The 15,081-nt window shown below is 70.9% G+C and carries 14 protein-coding genes; 6 read left to right on the top strand and 8 right to left on the bottom strand.

What is annotated here, in order from left to right:
* Both AB0J68_RS12100 and AB0J68_RS12105 read right to left on the bottom strand, forming a co-directional pair.
* The coding region (locus AB0J68_RS12100; protein ID WP_363938139.1) for an N-acetylglutaminylglutamine amidotransferase at positions 1-1,118 on the bottom strand (1,118 nt) is incomplete at its 3' end.
* Between the two features lie 118 nt (positions 1,119-1,236).
* Positions 1,237-1,665, bottom strand: a complete 429-nt coding sequence (locus AB0J68_RS12105; protein ID WP_354859624.1) for a MarR family winged helix-turn-helix transcriptional regulator — start codon at positions 1,663-1,665, stop codon at positions 1,237-1,239.
* Between the two features lie 95 nt (positions 1,666-1,760).
* Between AB0J68_RS12105 and AB0J68_RS12110 the strand changes: the two genes are divergently transcribed.
* Positions 1,761-3,539 carry an ABC transporter ATP-binding protein gene (locus AB0J68_RS12110; RefSeq protein WP_363938159.1) on the top strand — a complete coding sequence of 593 codons (1,779 nt, stop codon included), beginning with the start codon at positions 1,761-1,763 and terminating at the stop codon, positions 3,537-3,539.
* Between the two features lie 182 nt (positions 3,540-3,721).
* Positions 3,722-4,699, top strand: a complete 978-nt coding sequence (locus AB0J68_RS12115; RefSeq protein WP_363938141.1) for a DUF559 domain-containing protein — start codon at positions 3,722-3,724, stop codon at positions 4,697-4,699.
* 59 nt (positions 4,700-4,758) lie between these two features.
* Here AB0J68_RS12115 and AB0J68_RS12120 read toward each other — a convergent pair whose 3' ends face one another.
* The gene (locus AB0J68_RS12120) at positions 4,759-7,467 is read right to left on the bottom strand and encodes a COR domain-containing protein (protein ID WP_363938144.1); all 2,709 of its coding nucleotides are present in this window, start codon (positions 7,465-7,467) and stop codon (positions 4,759-4,761) included.
* Positions 7,468-7,650: 183 nt separating this feature from the next.
* On the opposite strand from AB0J68_RS12120, the gene AB0J68_RS12125 reads away from it, so the two are divergent.
* Complete coding sequence (locus AB0J68_RS12125) at positions 7,651-8,235, top strand: hypothetical protein (RefSeq protein WP_354859615.1); 585 nt, start codon at positions 7,651-7,653, stop codon at positions 8,233-8,235.
* A 247-nt stretch (positions 8,236-8,482) separates the two neighbouring features.
* Here AB0J68_RS12125 and AB0J68_RS12130 read toward each other — a convergent pair whose 3' ends face one another.
* Entirely contained in the window at positions 8,483-8,776 is a 294-nt protein-coding gene (locus AB0J68_RS12130) for a DivIVA domain-containing protein (RefSeq protein WP_354859613.1), read from the bottom strand.
* A 213-nt stretch (positions 8,777-8,989) separates the two neighbouring features.
* Here AB0J68_RS12130 and AB0J68_RS12135 point away from each other — a divergent pair, with 213 nt between their 5' ends.
* The 3 genes from AB0J68_RS12135 to AB0J68_RS12145 are packed head-to-tail and all read left to right on the top strand — an operon-like array spanning position 8,990 to position 11,385.
* Positions 8,990-9,229: a winged helix-turn-helix domain-containing protein gene (locus AB0J68_RS12135; RefSeq protein ID WP_354859612.1), complete on the top strand. Its 240-nt coding sequence runs from the start codon at positions 8,990-8,992 to the stop codon at positions 9,227-9,229.
* Positions 9,230-9,781, top strand: a complete 552-nt coding sequence (locus tag AB0J68_RS12140) for a hypothetical protein (protein ID WP_363938147.1) — start codon at positions 9,230-9,232, stop codon at positions 9,779-9,781.
* A gap of 59 nt (positions 9,782-9,840) precedes the next feature.
* Positions 9,841-11,385 carry an NAD(P)-binding domain-containing protein gene (locus tag AB0J68_RS12145; RefSeq protein ID WP_363938149.1) on the top strand — a complete coding sequence of 515 codons (1,545 nt, stop codon included), beginning with the start codon at positions 9,841-9,843 and terminating at the stop codon, positions 11,383-11,385.
* On the opposite strand, the gene AB0J68_RS12150 is transcribed toward AB0J68_RS12145, so the two are convergent.
* From AB0J68_RS12150 to AB0J68_RS12165, 4 genes are all read right to left on the bottom strand, one after another.
* Entirely contained in the window at positions 11,369-11,968 is a 600-nt protein-coding gene (locus AB0J68_RS12150) for a nitroreductase family protein (RefSeq protein ID WP_363938160.1), read from the bottom strand. The genes AB0J68_RS12145 and AB0J68_RS12150 overlap by 17 nt on opposite strands.
* 134 nt (positions 11,969-12,102) lie before the next feature.
* Entirely contained in the window at positions 12,103-13,254 is a 1,152-nt protein-coding gene (locus AB0J68_RS12155; RefSeq protein ID WP_363938152.1) for a glutamate--cysteine ligase, read from the bottom strand.
* Positions 13,255-13,301: 47 nt separating this feature from the next.
* Entirely contained in the window at positions 13,302-14,465 is a 1,164-nt protein-coding gene (locus AB0J68_RS12160; RefSeq protein WP_363938154.1) for a M20/M25/M40 family metallo-hydrolase, read from the bottom strand.
* 91 nt (positions 14,466-14,556) lie between these two features.
* Positions 14,557-15,081, bottom strand: a 525-nt coding sequence (locus AB0J68_RS12165) for a carboxymuconolactone decarboxylase family protein (protein ID WP_363938156.1), incomplete at its 5' end; no start/stop codon positions are given.

The raw sequence follows: 15,081 nt of genomic DNA on the forward strand, positions 1-15,081 counted from the left end.
GCTCCCTGCCCGGACTGCGCCACCTTCACATGCCGCGCCACCTGCTCTGAGAGCAGGTGGAAGGCGACCACGTCGTGGCTGCCCATCGGCTCGGTCATGGCCAGCACGGCCCCTCGTACGGCGGGCGTCAAATCGTCGTCGGCGAGCCGGATCCGGTGGTGGTCGGTGTCGTACGCGCGGGCCACCAGGTCGGAGTAGTGGAACTCGTCGCCGGACTCGTCGCCCCGGCTGTCGAAGCCGATGCTGAACGTGCGCAGGTGCTCCTGGCCGGCCTCGGCGAGCAGCGCCACGATGAGGCTGGAGTCCAGACCGCCGGAGAGCAGCACCCCGACCGGGACGTCGGCGACCAGCCGTCGGCGTACGGCCGTGCGCAGCGCGTCGGAGATGGCGGCCCGCCAGTCGGCGGCGTCCATCCCGGCGTCGGACGGCTCCCGCACGTAGTCGGGCTGCCAGTACACCTGCTCACGGCTGCGCCCGTCGGCCTCGATCACCCGCACCGTGGCGGGCGGCAGCTTGCGGACGCCACGCAGCACGGTCCTGGGCGCCGGCACGATGGAGTGCCAGGACAGGTAGTGGTGCAGCCCCACCGGGTCGATGCCGGTGTCGACGTCGCCGGCCCGCAGCAGCGCGGGCAGGGTGGAGGCGAACCGGAGCCGCCCGGGGGCCTCGGCGAGGTAGAGCGGTTTGATGCCGAGCCGGTCGCGGGCCAGGACGAGCCGCCGCCGGGGCCGGTCGACCAGCCCGATCGCGAACATGCCGACCAGGTGGTCGACGAAGCGTTCACCCCAGTGCGCGTACGCCACCAGGATCACCTCGGTGTCGCTGGTGGATCCGAAGGAGTACCCGGCGTTCCGCAACTCCTCGCGCAGCTGGGGGTAGTTGTAGATGCACCCGTTGAAGACCAGCGCCAGGCCCAGGTCGTCGCGCACCATCGGCTGGCCGCCGGCATCGGACAGGTCGATGATGGTCAGCCGCCGGTGCCCGAGGAGCACCCAGTCGTCGGCGTACAGGCCCTCGTCGTCCGGGCCGCGCGAGCGCATCGCCTCGGTCATCCGGGTGACCGCCGCCGCGTCGGGCGGCCGGCCGTCGAAGCGCACCTCCCCGCTGATCCCGCACATCAGGCGGGGTGGCGGTGGTTCAGGGCAGACATGAGCGCCTCCTGTCACGTCTCCCCGGCTGGTGGTGGCGGGGGTCCGGCGAACGAACGGGGCGGCTGGCTACCCGCGCGCGGGGCGGTTATGCGCGCAGGGTGCGCAGGATGCGGGCCAGCTCGGCGCGGTCGGCGTCGGGGAGGTGGCCGAAGAAGCGGTCCGCCTCGGCGCGGCGGGCGGCTCGGATGGCGGCGCTGACGCGGGTGCCCTCGTCGGTGAGCGCGACCAGGGTCGCCCGGCGGTCGGCCGGGTCGGGTCTCCGTTCGACGAGCCCTCGGGCCTGAAGGTCGTCGACGACCTCGGTGGCCGAGCGGGGCGCGATGTGCAGGTGCTCGGCGAGCGTGCCGGGGCGTACCTCACCGTGACGGCCGAGCACGCCGAGCGCCCGGGACTGGCTGGGGGTGACGTCCCACGGCGCCAACGACTCCCGGGTCTGTCGGCGCAGACGGGACGCGACCGCCCAGAACGTCTCGGCCAGGCTCTCGTCGCCGCTGTCGGTGGTGTCCTCGGTCACCGGAATACGGTAGCAGCCGATACTGTTGTTCCCTCATGTTGAGGTAACCTCAGCATATCGCCTCCGGAAGGAGTTCCCCCTTGGAACCCACCCCGATGGGCCGCGACCGCGGCCACCGCACCGTCAGCGCCGAGGAGAAGACGCAGGCCCGCCAGGTGTCCCTGCGCCGCATCGGCCGCCTGTTCACCCCCCACCGACCCGCGCTGGCCATCGTCACCGCGATCATCGTGCTCTCCTCGGTCGTCGCGATGGCCAGCCCGTTCCTGCTGCGTGCCGTGATCGACCGTGCCCTTCCGCAGGGCGACGTGACCCTGCTGGTCTGGCTGGTCCTCGGCATGGTCGCCGTGGCCGCCGTGACCGCCGCCCTCGGCGTCGTCCAGACCTGGATCTCCACCCAGGTCGGGCAGCGGGTCATGCACCGGCTGCGCACCGACGTGTTCAGCCACCTTCAGCGGCAGTCGCTGGGCTTCTTCACCCGCACCCGCACCGGCGAGGTGCAGTCGCGCATCACCAACGACATCGGCGGCATGCAGTCGGTGGTCACCTCCACCGCCACCGCCGTCGCGGCCAACCTCACCACCGTGGTCGCCACCGCCGTCGCCATGGTCGCGCTCTCCTGGCAGCTCTCCCTGGTCTCGCTCGTGGTGCTCCCGCCGGCCATCTGGCTGACCCGCCGGGTCGCCCGGATGCGCCGCGAGATCACCGCCCAGCGACAGCGTGAACTCGCCGACCTCAACGTCACCGTCGAGGAGGGGCTGTCGATCAGCGGAGTGCAGCTCGCCAAGACCCTGGGCACCGGCCCCGCCCTGATCGACAGGTTCACCGCCTCGTCCGAGCGCCTCGTCGACCTGGAGCTGCGCAGCGAGCTGGCCGGCCGCTGGCGGATGGCCTCGATGAGCATCATCTTCGCCGCCGTACCGGCAGTGATCTACCTCGCCGCCGGCCTGCCCGGCGCCGCCAGCACGCTGAGCATCGGCACCCTGGTCGCCTTCACCGCCCTGCAGGGCGGCCTGTTCCGGCCACTGATGGGCCTGCTCAACGTGGGCGTGTCGCTGACCGCCTCGCTGGCGCTGTTCGCCCGGATCTTCGAATACCTCGACCTGCCGGTCGACGTGGCCGACCCCGCCGAGCCGGTCCGCCTCGACCCCGCCCGGGTCCGCGGCCACCTGCGCCTTGCGGACGTCACCTTCGGCTACCCCGGCAGCGACACCGCCGCCCTCGCCGGCATCACCCTCGACGTGCCCGCCGGCACCAGCCTCGCCCTCGTCGGCGAGACCGGCTCCGGCAAGAGCACCCTCGCCGGACTGGTCAGCCGCCTGCACGACCCGACCGCCGGCCGCATCACCATCGACGGAGTCGACCTGCGCGACCTGCGCCTGACCGACCTGGCCGCGATCGTCGGCGTCGTCAGCCAGGAGACGTACCTGCTGCACACCACCGTCCGGGAGAACCTGCGCTACGCCCGGCCGGACGCCACCGACGCCGAGATCGAGGCCGCCGCCCGCGCCGCCCAGATCCACGACCTCATCGCCGGCCTCCCCGACGGGTACGACACGATGGTCGGCTCCCGCGGGCACCGCTTCTCCGGAGGCGAGAAGCAACGACTCGCCATCGCCCGTACGCTGCTGCGCGACCCGCGCATCCTGGTCCTCGACGAGGCCACCAGCGCGCTGGACACCGAAACCGAACGAGCCGTCCAGCGGGCGTTCGACGTGCTCGCCGAGGGTCGGACGGTGCTCACCATCGCGCACCGGCTCTCCACCGTCCGCGACGCCGACCAGATCGCCGTGCTCGACCACGGCCGCATCGTCGAGACCGGCACCCACGACAGCCTGCTCAACCGCAACGGCCGCTACGCCACCCTGGCCGCGTGAGCCCCCGCCCCCTTGATCGTTGGCGGCTGGGCGACATGACACGCCGACAGCTTCGCTGCTGAGGTGCCAGTGATCATCGCGGGCTAGCAGAACATGGGCGCACGTGGGGGTTTTCCACATGGGGAGTGCTGTCCACAGAGGCCGACGGGGGTCCTTGCGGCCCTCGGGGGCGGAGCCGCACGGTGCGTGGTGCGAACTCGGTGCTGCGGGAACTGGTGAAACGGTCCGGAGGGCTGGTCACCCGCGCGGCGGTGACGCAGGTGGTGCCGGAGTGGGCGCTGGAGCATGCCTGCCGCGGCGGTGAACTGGTACGGGTACTGCCGGAGGTCTTCGTGGCGGCGCACCTGGTGGACAGTCGGCCGGGCATCCCGGTCCTGAAGCAGCTCGACCCGGGCGTGGCCCCGCTCGCGGCTCTCGCGCGGGCACGGGGGTGCGCGACACTCAGCCATGTCAGCGCGCTCGCCGCATGGGGCCTGCACGCGCCGACTGCCAACGAGCCACTGCACCTCAGCGTACCGATCAACGCTGGCCTACGGACGCGCCCGGGAGTGGTGGTGCACCGACGCCGGGGTCTCGTCATCGAGCCGCCGCACGTGGTCGTCCGCAGAGGGCTGACGGTGACCCGTCTTGAGCAGACCATCGTCGACTCGTGGCCGATCCTGCCGCCCGTCGAGCGACGGGCGCCGGTGATCCGGGCGGTCAACGACTGGCTGACCACCCCGGAGCGGCTGGCGGTCGCCCTCAGCAGTGAGCCGAAGCTGACCGACCGGGCAGCGTTGCGGATCCTGCTGACCAGGCTCGGCGAGGGATGCCGTAGCCCGCTGGAGATCTGGGGCCACGAGCACGTGTTCACCGGCCCGACCATGCCGGAGTTCCGCCGGCAGGTGCCGGTGCGTCTCGGGCGGCGCACCGTGTACCTCGACATGTACGCCGAGCGGGAACGGGTCAACATCGAACTCGACGGCTCCACCACCCATGGTGACCCCCGCCAGCGGGAGGCCGACCTGCGCCGGGACGCTCTGTTGGCGACCGTCGGAATCCTGGTGGTCCGCTTCGCCCATCGCCGGCTGGTCAACGAGGCCGACGACGTACGCCGGGAGACCCTGGCGATCCTCGCGACGCGCCGGGATCTGTGGCCGCCCGTGATCGGTGGCAGCTGAGCGATCCGACACGCCGCGTGCCGTTTTGCTGAGCTGCCACCGATCGGGGCGGCGCGGTGTCAGGCGGGCAGCACCGGCAGACCTGGGTCGTGCATGCGTCGGTGGGTCGGGCACACCCACAGGAACTCCCCGGTGGACGTCAGCACCCGGCCGAGCCCACCAAACGTCCGTACGGCGTCCAACTCCATGAGCAGCACCTTGAACGAGCGCAGGGCGGCGCCCTGTGCCACGGTCAGGGCGTGCCGTGACTCGGGCGGCGCGGCCAGCGCGTCCTCGGCGAGCGACGTGGGCAACGAGTCGATCAGACTCTTCATCAGGTCCAACTCCCGCTGCGCGTGCTCCAGGTTGGGCGCGACGTAGCCGGCCACCGAGGCCGCCACCGGATACACGAGGCGCAGGGTCTTGAACACCAGGTTCAGGTACGGCGCGGCCTTCTCCAGCCAGGCGCGCGGCTGGGTCAGCTCGTAGCTGGCCCCGTCCCAGGTGTGCCATTCGCCGGGCTGCTCGCACCAGAGGGTGATCCGGATCGACCGCTGCCCGAACGAGAGACGACGCCAGCCGATGGGCGGGATCGTGGCGACGGTGAACAGCCGCGGGCAGTCGGTCACCTCCGTGCCGACGGCCCGCACCAGTCGGCGCAGGTGGTGGGCCGTGTCCGCGGCGAACGACGCCGTCTCCGCCACATGGTCCCCGATCAGGCCGACCTCCTGGCTGAGGGTGCTGAGCCGTCGTTCCAGCCGGTTCAGCTCCGCGCCGAAGGGCTGCGGCACCACGAAACCGGTCAGCAGGCCGGCGACGTCGTGGTCCTGCTGGCAGGTCAGGCAGGGAAGTACGACCTCCGGCCGGTTCGTCCCGGCCGCCGGGGTCACGTCGAACAGGCCGACGGACTGGACCGGGCCGGGACGCGTCGAACGCTCCCGGAACTTGATCAGCCCGTCGAGCGGAAAACGCCCGGTGCAGGCCACGCCGTCGGCGTCGCGGCTCGGGCACGGTACGAACAGCTTGAAGGGCAGGCCCGGCCAGCGCGTGGTGAGGAGGCGCTCCAGGCTGTCCCGCAGCACGTTGAAGAAGAGATCGGGCGACGGAGCGCGGACTTCGATGGCCAACCTGTGGTCGGCCTGCAACTCCACCAGCGCCTCGGACTGGTACGTGTCGATCGGATGGCGCAGGAACACGCCTCGCCGCCAGTGCCGACCCGTCGACGCGTCGTGGTGGCGGACGGTGATCCACGAGACCAGGCCCGGCGGCGCGCTCTCGCCGAGTTCACAGGTGAGCCGCAGCACCCGGATACCGTCCGGTACCGGCTGTGTCGCCTCCCACGGCAGCCGGGGGCGCTCGTACCGGACCAACTGGGCGATCAGGCTCCGGTCACCGTCGTTGAGCCGGTACGAGACGTCGAACTTCTCCATCAACCGCAGGAAGAACGGGTGGTGGACCGGGTTGTACGACAGGCCGTCGTCGCGCGGACGCCAGATGTGCCGCAGCTCGTGGTGTTCGAGGATTCCGTCGCCAGCCCGAACGCCGTGGTCCTCCAGCACGTGGCTGATCGCCTTCGTCAGCCACTCGGGGTTGAGGATCACGATGTCGCGCAGACCGTCGTCGTCGCCGTAGTAAATGACCTGGCCCAGGTCGTGCAGCAACTCGGCAAGGTGGACGACCTCGTCGTCGCGGACCCGGTGACGGCGGCAGATCGCGGCGAAGTCCTCGAAGGACATCTGCGGCTGGGCACCGGCCTGCGCCAGGATCTCGTCCCGGGCGCTGGCCCACCGGCGGCTGGTCAACTGGCCCATCTGCGGCAGCCGTGCCGCCTCGTCGCCGATGGCCCTCCGTAGCGCCGTGACGCCGCGGTTGGTTTCGCTGTCCACCGCGTACTGGCCCGCGATCATGCCCGGGAACAGCTCCCGCAGGCGCGGGAAGTCCAACTCCGGCCGCCGTTCGTCCGCGTGGGTGGCCACGATCATCACCGAGGCCTCCGTTCCCACCCGCAGTCGGATGCGGTGCAGCCAGCCCTCCACCTCGCCCTGCTCCTGGCCCTCGCGTGGGTGCCAGACGAGCAGGTAGATGGCGCGTCGACTGAAGAAGAACTGGTGGGTCACCCGGTAGATCTCCTGGCCACCGAAGTCCCAGGTGCGCAGCGTCAACGTCTCGTTCAGGAACGGGTGCGGCAGAACCAACTCCCGGATCTGAATGCCGTGCGTTGTCGGACGCCCCTTCACGAACTGCTCGCCGTTGAGCGCGCCCACCAGCGACGTCTTGCCGACGTTCCCCTCGCCCACCAGCAGGATCTTGGCCTCGTACTGCGGAGCCCCGTCCCCCAGGCTCTGCAGGTACGCCCCCAGCGCGGCGTCCCCACGACGCAGCGTCTCGATCAGGGCCTGGTCCAGCGGGTTGTCGTCGAGCCGGATCGTCAGCTGACCCCGGATCAGCAGCGGCGCGAGACTCGTCGGGAGGGTCTTGAGCAGGTTGCCCCGCAGGTCGAGCAGTTGCAGATCGGGCAGCGCACCAAGCTCCTCGGGCAGGACCGTGAGCCGGTTTCCGCCGAGATCCAGCTCGCGGAGGCGCTTCAGCTCGCCGATCTCGCGCGGGAGGTTGCTCAGCCTGTTTCCAGCGAGGTCCAGCTTCTCCAGCTGCCCCAGAGCGCCGATCTCGGGCGGTAGCCTGCGGATCTCGTTGCCGTACAGGGACAGCACCTCAAGCTCGGTCCGCTCCAGCAGGTCCGCGGGGACCGATGAAATGCCCGTCCGGCCCAGGTTCGCTACCGTCTTCATCGGTTGTCCGTCCTGTGTGACATCGGTGACCGACCACCACTATGGACGGCGGGTGCCACCGCGACGTCCCTCAATCAGGTCACGTTTCCCGACCGGCAGCAGGACGGACAGTGCCCCCTCGTCGCGTCCCGTCCGCCGGCGGCGGGTTGGCACAGCCCACCCCGGTACGGCAGCCTCGGCGTCGTGGGCACGTTCCTGACGCAGCTTCCGGCGCTCCTCGGTGTGTTGGTCGGCACCTTGGGCACGATCCTCGCCACCTCGCTCGCCGACCGCGCGCGCTGGCGTCGTAGCCAGAACGTGCGCTGGGACGAGCGACGCCTCGACGCGTACGTCGAGTTCGCGCACGCCCTCAAGGAGAGTCACGCGGTGGCGTTGCGGATGACGGCCCACCTGCGGCCCGGGTCGCACAGCCACCCGATCGACCGGGAGGAGGGCCTCGCCCGGCTCGCCGAGTCGGACGCGCGGCGCACCATCGTCTGGGAGAACCTGCTGCTTCTCGGCGACGAGCCCACGGTGCTCGCCGCCGCGGCCTGGCGGGACGCGATCTGGCAGTTGGAGCGGCTGGCCCGGGGGATCGTCCAAGTTCCGGAAGACATCTCGGCACAACTGGACAGGGTCAACGAGGCCCGGGACGGCTACTACCGGGCGGCCCGACGGAGCCTCGGCGTCCGGGGCGGCTCGGTGGAGCAGTCGGCAGCGCTACGTCAGGCGCTCGCCGGCCGGACGACCGTACCGGCCGAGAGCACGGTACGCGTCGACGACGTGTGACGAACCGTGGAGGGGATCTCCCCGGTGCCTTTCGGAGTCCGGAGACCGGCGAGTTGTACGAAGACCTCGCGCTTGACGGTCGCGTCGCCTCGGCGGTCGAGGACGTAGCCCGTCAACCAGACCCAGCCCTCGTACGTCGGCTGGTTCGACACCGACACGACGCGGAAGGTCAGGGCGCGGTCCCCGGCGAACTGCACCGAGGCTCGACCGTCGATGACGAGAAGGTCGCCTGGGGAGGGGCGCGCGGTCACCAGTGGCCGGAGTTGGGATGCTGCTCGTGCGGCGGCCGGCACTCCCGCGCGTGCATGGTCTGCCAGTCCCGTAGTGCCCGTCCGAGCCGGTCGTTCTCCCGGCTGAGCAGCCGTACCGTCTCGTTGAGCATGCCCAGCTCATCGGCCACCCGGGCTTGGAACTCGCGTACCTCCACGGGGTCGACGCCGCGCCGATGCGCGGCGAACTCGCGGGTCCGCACCTCGTACGGGGTCAACCGGGCCGCGTAGCCGGCGGGGTAGGGCCGGCCACCTCGATACACCTGAGCCACGACAGTCCTTTCTGAGAGCAGGCGGGAGCGCGAGGTCCTGGTGGTGGGGTCGGGACGGGCACACGCACCCGCCCCGACCGAGGGGATGAGCCGCACTCGTTGCCACGCGAGGACCGGCTCCGCTCCAACATATCTAGACATGCTAGTTAAGTCAACGCTGCTTGTTAGGTGCGTCGCGGTGTGATCAAATCGGGTTGCCACGCGAGGAGTGCCATGCGAGAAGTGCCGGATTACTGGCGCATCGCCGATGATGTGATCGCCGATGTCAGGTCGAAGAAAGTCAAGCCGGGGGACAAGCTGCCCTCAATCGCTGAACTACGTGTGCGATACGACGTCAGCCACGGGACTGTGCAGATGGCCTACGCCCGGTTGGAGGCGCTGCGGGTGATCCGGCGGCAGCAGGGCAAGGGCGTCTTCGTGACCGACCCGAAGACCTGGATGCGCGAGCCGTAGGTGGCGTGGGACATCTCGGAACACGCCGCGTACGCGGGCGGCCTCGCCACACGGGTGGCTGATCTGCGGCGGCGTTTCCCCGACGCGCTCGTGACCTGCGATGTCGAGGGTGCGTTCGCCGGGCCCGAACTCATCTGCTGGAACGCCCGCCCGGAGGAGATCTGGGTGTGGGTGTTCGAGCCCGACGATGCTGCGGGAGTACGGCGAGCCCAGTCCCGGCTGGAACAGCTCCTCGCGGCTCCGCACGAGTTGACCAGCGTCGTGGACAAATTCGTGGTCGCCGGCCCGAACGACGTCTTCGAGAAGGGCTCTGTCACGGCGTCCAGTTACATCGACGTGGACGGGCGGATCGAGGTCCGGAACGGGCCCGGAGACGGTATCCAGCTGTTCCGGGCGTTCGACATCGAGGGTTTCGACGACACCGCGGAACGGGTCGCGATCAACCTGGCGCTCGGCGCCGCCTACAAGGCGGATCGGGACTCCCGGAAGGCATTGGGTTTCCGGTACGACCGGCCCTCTCCGCGTTCCCGGGAAGATGACGAACGGCATTGACACATATCGCTTGGCATCCCATGGTCGATGGATTCATCCCTCCGTCGAAGGGCCGCAGGATGCTGAGCAGTGAACACCGGTACGTCATCGTCGGGGCGGGGCCCGCCGGCCTTCAACTGAGCTACTACCTTCAGCAGCACGGCGCCGACTACCTGACGCTGGAGAGTGGCGACGAGCCCGGCGGCTTCTTCCGGCGGTTCCCGCGCCACCGCCGGCTCATCTCGCTGAACAAGGTGCACACCGACAGCACCGATCCGGAGATCCGCCTGCGCTGGGACTGGAACTCGCTGCTCAACGACTCCCCGGACCTGCTGTTCCCGCGCTTCAGCGAGGAGTACCTGCCGGCCGCTGACGACCTGGTGCGCTACCTCGCCGAGTTCCAGCGGGTCCATGCGCTCAACATCCGTTTCGGCACGACTGTCGAGCGGATCACCCGGACCGGCGACGGCTTCGTCGTGGGCACCGACCAGGGAGAGGTGCGCGCGCGCTGCCTGGTCGTCGCGACCGGCTGGGGCCGGCCCTTCGTGCCGGCCATCAAGGGCATCGAACATGCCATCGGGTACGAGGACATGGTCGTCGACCCTACGGCGTACGACGGTCAGCGGGTCCTGATCATCGGTAAGGGCAACTCGGCTTTCGAGACCGCGTCGGCCATCCTCGGCCGAGCGTCGATGGTGCACCTCGCCAGCCGGCAGCCCCTGCGACTGGCGTGGAACACCAAGCACCCCGGGGACGTGCGTGGTCAGTACGGCGCGATCCTCGACAGCTACCAGTTCAAGACGCTGCACTCGGTGTTGGACTGCACGATCGACGAGATCCGGCCCGTCGACGGGCGGTTCCGGGTGTCGATCACGTACACCCACGCCGAGGGGGAGACCGCCGAACTGGACTACCACACGGTGCTGCGGTGCACCGGGTTCCGGATGGACACGACGATGTTCGACGAGACGTCCCGACCCGAGATGGTGCGCGACGGCCGCATGCCCGGCCTACGCCCCGACTGGCAGTCCAGCACCATCGACGACCTGTACTTCGCCGGCACGATCGCCCAGGCGCGGGACGCGAAGCACGCGTCGTCGCCGTTCATCGACGGCTTCCGGTACAACCTCCGGACGTTCACCCGGATCCTGCGGGAGCGCTACGAGGGCGTGCCGCTGTCGTACGCCACGACGCCGGCCGACGCCGTGTCGCTGACCAAGCTGATGCTCGGCCGCGTCAACTGGTCCTCGGCGTTGTGGACCCAGTTCGAGTACCTTTGCGACGTCTTCGTCCGTGACGAGGCCACCGGCGACATCCACCACTACGAGGACCTGCCGGAGGACTACGCCGTGGAGCGTTTCGCGGCGGCCACGCAGTGGTACACGCTCGCGTTGCGGTGGGGCCGCGACGACTACGGCGACGTCTTCGCCATCGACCGGCACCCGACGCCCGACCGCGCTCGGGAGAGCGCCTTCATCCACCCGGTGATCCGGCGTTACCGCGGCACGGAACTCGTCCACGAACAGCACCTGCTGGAGGATCTGCTCGCCGAGTGGCGACGCCCGGACCGACACGTCGAGCCGTTGGTCGAGTTCCTGACCGGGGACCTCACCAACGGATCATGACCTCGTCGAGGGGTTTGCGGGCCAGATCGGGGACGTGGGCGTCCGGGGTGGGATAACCGACGGGCATCACGACGTACGGGCGCTCCTCCGCAGGTCGCTCGCACACCTCGTTGAGGAACCGCATCGGGCTGGGCGTGTGGGTCAGTGTGACCAGGCCGGCGTGGTGCAGCGCGGTGATCAGCAGGCCGACCGCGATGCCGACGGACTCCTTGACGTAGTACGGCTTGGGGCTGTGCGGCCCCTGGTGCACCTCGAACACGACGATGACGGCCGGTGCGGTCTCCAGGAACGGCTTGCGCCAGTCGGTGCCGAGCCCGGCGATCGCACCCAGCCACTCGGCGGAGGCGCGGCGGTCGTAGAACGTCCGTTCCTCGGCCTCGGCGGCCTCGCGCAGCCGGCGTTTGCGGGCCGGGTCGGTCAGGACGACGAACCGCCACGGCTGCACGTTGGCGCCGCTGGGCGCGGTCGACGCCGCCCGGATCGCGGCCTCGACGACCCCGTCGGGCAGCGGGTCACTGGCGAAGTCCCGCACCGACCGGCGCTGCGCCATCCGCTGAGCGAACGCCTCCGCCTCGCGCACCATCTCCGCTGGCGGTCGGCGGTGGTGCTGGACGGGGACCCTGGGTACCAGGTCGGTGTCGTTCACCTGTGGCCTCCCTGATGAAACTGTGCCGGTCTCCGGTCCCTCCAGCATCGCGGAGCCGCCGCCGCCTGTCGTTACGCAGGCGTGCCCTGTTCACAGGCGGGCAGGTCGGGGGCGGTCCGGCTGACGAGCTCGTCGACCACGTCGGTCAGACGTCCGCGCGCTGCCTGGGCGGCACGCTGACGGGTCGCGCCGTCGCCGTCCGCGGCGAGCCACTTCAGCCAGCCCTCCACCCGTTCGCGGTCACCCGCCGCGTCCAACGCCGGCCGGGCGCGCTCGACCAGCCGCTCGGCCAGGGCCGCCGCGGGCAGCAGCCGGCCCGTGCCGACGTCGACGCCGTGGCCGCGCATCCCGTCGCGGGCGGCCCGCCAGTAGGCGAGTCGCAGCAGCTCGGGAGCCAGCCGCGGTCCCTCGTCGCCCCGGTCGACGGCCTCCCCGGCGGCGACCACCAGGGCCCGCACCAGGGCCGCGAGCGCCGCGGACTCGGCGGCGGTGACGGGCACGTCGGCCACCCGTACCTCAAGCGTGGGGTGGTGTGTGGACAGGCGCAGGTCCCAGAAGATCGTGCCGTGGTCGACCAGCGCGCCGGCGTCGAGGAGCATGTCCACGTGGTCGTCGTACTGCCGGGCGGACGTCAGGTACGGCGGCGGGCCGGCCACCGGCCAGCGCCCCCACGTGACGCTGCGCCAACTCGCGTAGCCGGTGTCGCGCTCCGCCCAGTAGGGCGAGTTGGCGCAGAGGGCGAGGAACACCGGCAGGTGTGCGCGCAGGTGGTTGCCGATCAGCACGGCCCGGTCCCGGTCGGGCTGCTGCACGTGGACGTGCACGGCGCAGATTGCCAGCTCGTCGTGCAGCCCACGGAAGGTGGCGGTGCCCCGATCCTGCCGCGGCCCCTCGGTGAGCGGGGGCGGCACGGCACGGCCCAGCACCGGCGAGCCGCTGGCGATCACCCGCAGACCCGCCGAACGGGCCGCGGTCTGGATGGCGGCCCGGCCCTCGACGAGCTGCGCGGCGAGGTCGTCGAGGCTCTGGCACGGGTCGGTGCGGGTCTCGATCTGCAACCTGGTGATCTCGCCGCCGACCCGAGGGCCGAGCGTCGCTCGCGCGCCGTCGACGACGGTGGCCGCCTCCGGTACGACCTCGCCCCGGTCGGCGTCGACGACGAGGAATTCCTCCTCGACGCCGAGCGGGGGAATTAGCGATTCCGAGTGCTGTCCCGTAGGCATGCCGAAGCCGACCCCTCGCTGCCGGTCACGCACCGGCGAGAAGCACGTTACGGGATGTCGTCGATGAGTCGCGGCCCGAAATGATCCATCGTGGACAGCGCGTCGACGAGTCCGGCGAGCAGCGCCGTCCGTTCGGGCATCCGGTCGAGGCAGACGTACTCGTCGGCGGCGTGCGCTCCGCCACCGACCGCACCCAGGCCGTCGAGGGTCGGTACGCCCAGCGCGGCGGTGAAGTTGCCGTCGGACGCGCCAGCGGCGTACGCGCCGGTCAGGCGCGGGATGCCCAGCCGGCGGGCGATCGACTGGGCCACCTCCAGCAGTGGCCGCGCGAGCTCCGGGGCCATCGGGTAGCGGTTGATCCCACCCTGCACGGCCAACGTCGCCTCGGGCAGGAACGGGACGAGCCCGCGGATGGCGTGGTCGACGCGTTCGAGTTCGTCCCTCGTCCAGGCCCGGACGTCGACGGCCAGGCTGGCGCGCTCGGGCACCGTGTTCGTCGTGGTGCCGGCGGAGAGCACTGTCGGTGTGACGGAGGTGCCGCCGCTGTCGGGCGCGCCGAGCGCGCCCAGGCTGAGAACCTGGTGGGCGACCTCGACGGTGGCGTTGACTCCGCGCTGGGGTTCGACGCCGGCGTGGGCCGCCCGACCCGAGACGGTGAGGCGGTAGACCGAGCCACCCTTGCGGGCCACCTTCAGGTGCCCGTCCGGGGTGGCCGCCTCGCAGACGAGAACCGCGCCCGAGCGGCGCGCCGCGCGCTCGATCAGGTGCCGCGACGTGCCGGACCCGCTCTCCTCGTCGCAGGTCAGCAGCACGCCGACCGCCGAGGTGTCCTCGATCAGGCTCAGGGCCGTGAACATCTGCACGATGCCGGCCTTCATGTCGCACACACCGGGCCCCGTCGCCACGTCCCCGCGGACGGCGAAGGGCCGGGACCGGATCGTGCCCACCGGAAAGACGGTGTCGAAGTGGCCGAGCAGCAGCACGCGCTGGTCGACGGCCGGCCACAGCAGATGCGGCAGGCCGTCGATCACGACCCGGTGGGCGGGCCGGCCGAGCACGTCCTCCCCCCAGTCGGCGAGAAGGTCGGCACAGGACTCCAGCTCAGGCAGCGAGCCCGGTGCCGACTCGCAGGAGACGAGTGTGCTCAGCCGGTCGACCATGTCAGCTCGGAGCCGCTGGGCGGCGTCGAGCAGGAAGCGGGGACGGTCCATCGATCCCTCCAACCGCACGGCCGACGGGCTTCATCAGGCGTGCCCGTCGACCATCGCAGGGGGATCGGGGTGCGGTCACCCGTGGTTGTGCTCAGACTGCCGGTGTACGGGCCGCCGACCCGTAGCCGACGTCGACGATCCGGTGTGCCATCCCGGCGTAGGCCTCCTGGCCCTCGGGCGCGAACGTGCCGAGCCCGTCGACGTACCGGTTGAACATGCAGAACGCGGCGGCGATCAGGACGGTGTCGTGGATCTCCAGGTCGGTGGCGCCCTCGGCGCGGGCGTCGGCGACCAGTTCGGTGGTGACGTTGCGGCCACTGATCTGCACCGCGCCGGCGATGCGCAGCAGCGCCCGCAGCTTGGCCGAGATGGGGGCGGTGTCGAGATCCGCGCGTACCTGGTCGACGAGGGTCATGCCCTCATCGAGCTGCGCGGCGGCGAACGCCGAGTGCGACGCGCAGCAGAAGGTGCACTCGTTGCGCCCGGAGACGTACGCGGCGATCAGCTCGCGCTCGCCGCGCGGGAGCGTGTGCGGGGCGCGCAGCAGCACCTCGGCCAACTCGTTGAGCGGCTTCGCCGTTTCCGGGCGGTACCGCATCGGGCCGGTGACGCCGGG

The organism is Micromonospora sp. NPDC049580 (genome assembly GCF_040675595.1).
Classification (GTDB): Bacteria; Actinomycetota; Actinomycetes; order Mycobacteriales; family Micromonosporaceae; genus Micromonospora.

Bases quoted from the DNA above. Each gene is read 5' to 3' on its own strand.
- AB0J68_RS12110 (WP_363938159.1), top strand. From the start codon at position 1,761: ATGGGCCGCGACCGCGGCCACCGCACCGTCAGCGCCGAGGAGAAGACG.
- AB0J68_RS12120 (WP_363938144.1), bottom strand. From the start codon at position 7,467: ATGAAGACGGTAGCGAACCTGGGCCGGACGGGCATTTCATCGGTCCCC.
- AB0J68_RS12135 (WP_354859612.1), top strand. From the start codon at position 8,990: ATGCGAGAAGTGCCGGATTACTGGCGCATCGCCGATGATGTGATCGCC.
- AB0J68_RS12145 (WP_363938149.1), top strand. From the start codon at position 9,841: ATGCTGAGCAGTGAACACCGGTACGTCATCGTCGGGGCGGGGCCCGCC.
- AB0J68_RS12150 (WP_363938160.1), bottom strand. From the start codon at position 11,968: ATGGTGCGCGAGGCGGAGGCGTTCGCTCAGCGGATGGCGCAGCGCCGG.
- AB0J68_RS12155 (WP_363938152.1), bottom strand. From the start codon at position 13,254: ATGCCTACGGGACAGCACTCGGAATCGCTAATTCCCCCGCTCGGCGTC.
- AB0J68_RS12160 (WP_363938154.1), bottom strand. From the start codon at position 14,465: ATGGACCGTCCCCGCTTCCTGCTCGACGCCGCCCAGCGGCTCCGAGCT.